Here is a 2,500-nt window from a genome sequence, read left to right on the forward strand (position 1 = left end):
TCGAAAGCTATTTAGGTAGCGCCTCATATGTATCCTCTCGGGGGTAGAGCACTGTTATGGCTAGGGGGTCATCGCGACTTACCAAACCATTGCAAACTCCGAATACCGAGACGGACTGTATGGGAGACACACGGCGGGTGCTAACGTCCGTCGTGAAAAGGGAAACAACCCAGACCCACAGCTAAGGTCCCAAATTTTGTGCTAAGTGGAAAACCATGTGGAAAGGCACAGACAGCCAGGAGGTTGGCTTAGAAGCAGCCACCCTTTAAAGAAAGCGTAATAGCTCACTGGTCGAGTCGGTCTGCGGGGAAGATTTAACGGGGCTAAGCACAGAACCGAAGCTTGGGGTGCATAACTTTGTTATGCGCGGTAGAGGAGCGTTCCGTAAGCCGTTGAAGGTGGATTGAGAAGTCTGCTGGAGGTATCGGAAGTGCGAATGCTGACATGAGTAACGATAATGCGGGTGAAAAACCCGCACGCCGAAAGCCCAAGGTTTCCTTGCGCAACGTTAATCGGCGCAGGGTGAGTCGGCCCCTAAGGCGAGGACGAAAGTCGTAGTCGATGGGAAGCAGGTTAATATTCCTGCACCTCGCGTAAGTGCGATGGAGGGACGGAGAAGGTTAGGTGTACCAGGCGTTGGTTGTCCTGGGGAAAGGCGGTAGGTTTGGATCTTTGGCAAATCCGGGATCCTTTAAGACCGAGCACCGAGACGAGCCTTTAAGGCGAAGTCACTGATACCACGCTTCCAGGAAAAGCTCCTAAGCTTCAGCTTACGCAGACCGTACCGTAAACCGACACAGGTGGGTAGGATGAGAATTCTCAGGCGCTTGAGAGAACTCGGGTGAAGGAACTAGGCAACATGGCACCGTAACTTCGGGAGAAGGTGCACCCTTTTTGGTGGCTCGTGCGAGCTATAGCTGAAGAGGGTCGCAGTAACCAGGCCGCTGCGACTGTTTATCAAAAACACAGCACTCTGCAAACACGAAAGTGGACGTATAGGGTGTGACGCCTGCCCGGTGCTGGAAGGTTAATTGATGGGGTCAGCCGCAAGGCGAAGCTCTTGATCGAAGCCCCAGTAAACGGCGGCCGTAACTATAACGGTCCTAAGGTAGCGAAATTCCTTGTCGGGTAAGTTCCGACCTGCACGAATGGCGTAACGACAGCGGCGCTGTCTCCACCCGAGACTCAGTGAAATTGAAATCGCTGTGAAGATGCAGCGTTCCCGTGGCAAGACGGAAAGACCCCGTGAACCTTTACTATAGCTTTACACTGAACGTTGAGTTCGTCTGTGTAGGATAGGTGGGAGGCTATGAAACTGTGGCGCTAGCTGCAGCGGAGCCATCCTTGAAATACCACCCTGTCGTGCTTGACGTTCTAACCTGGGCCCATTATCTGGGTCGGGGACCGTGTATGGTGGGTAGTTTGACTGGGGCGGTCTCCTCCTAAAGAGTAACGGAGGAGCTCGAAGGTACGCTCAGCGCGGTCGGACATCGCGCACTGTGTGCAAAGGCATAAGCGTGCTTGACTGCAAGATCGACGGATCAAGCAGGTAGGAAACTAGGACTTAGTGATCCGGTGGTTCTGTATGGAAGGGCCATCGCTCAACGGATAAAAGGTACTCCGGGGATAACAGGCTGATACCGCCCAAGAGTTCATATCGACGGCGGTGTTTGGCACCTCGATGTCGGCTCATCACATCCTGGGGCTGTAGTCGGTCCCAAGGGTATGGCTGTTCGCCATTTAAAGTGGTACGCGAGCTGGGTTCAGAACGTCGTGAGACAGTTCGGTCCCTATCTGCCATGGGCGTTGGAGATTTGAGAGGGGCTGCTCCTAGTACGAGAGGACCGGAGTGGACGAACCTCTGGTGTTCCGGTTGTCACGCCAGTGGCATTGCCGGGTAGCTATGTTCGGAAGCGATAACCGCTGAAAGCATCTAAGCGGGAAGCGCGCCTCAAGATGAGATCTCCCGGGGCACAAGCCCCCTGAAGGAACCATGTAGACTACGTGGTTGATAGGTCAGGTGTGTAAGTACAGCAATGTATTGAGCTAACTGATACTAATGATCCGTGCGGCTTGACCATATAACCTCAAGTTGCCTTGGCTTTACGACAACGTCGTAAGAGCATCCAAGTGCACGCTACGTCACAAGAACTATGCGAGGCTGGCGCCTTGTCCCCCAGGGACGAGTGCGACGCTCCAAAAGCCTCCCTGGTGAAATTAGCGCTGTGGAACCACCCGATCCCATCCCGAACTCGGAAGTGAAACGCAGCTGCGCCGATGGTAGTGTGGCTCAAGCCATGCGAGAGTAGGTCATCGCCAGGGTTTACACCCGAGAACCCTGCTGCATGCGCAGCGGGGTTTTCCTTTTTTTGCAGGCACTTGGTTTCGACCTGGACTTGCGGCAACAACTTCACGAAGAGCTTCAAGTTCCTCAAACAAGTTGTTGACAAAGCTGAAAGGCCTGCCATAATAGGCGGCTCGCAACGACGAAAGGCCCTCG

2 rRNA genes (1 of these 2 running past the window's edge) are annotated in these 2,500 nt (G+C 54.0%); both read left to right on the top strand.

The features are described from left to right. Positions 1 to 2,081: ribosomal RNA gene (locus QP609_RS01680) — 23S ribosomal RNA — on the top strand; it begins 799 nt to the left of the window's first position. A 126-nt stretch (positions 2,082 to 2,207) separates the two neighbouring features. Beyond that, a 5S ribosomal RNA gene (rrf, locus tag QP609_RS01685) occupies positions 2,208 to 2,322 on the top strand. Positions 2,323 to 2,500 lie beyond the last annotated feature (178 nt).

The organism is Stenotrophomonas sp. 8(2023), from assembly GCF_030345295.1.
In the GTDB taxonomy this organism is placed as follows: Bacteria; Pseudomonadota; Gammaproteobacteria; order Xanthomonadales; family Xanthomonadaceae; genus Stenotrophomonas; species Stenotrophomonas muris.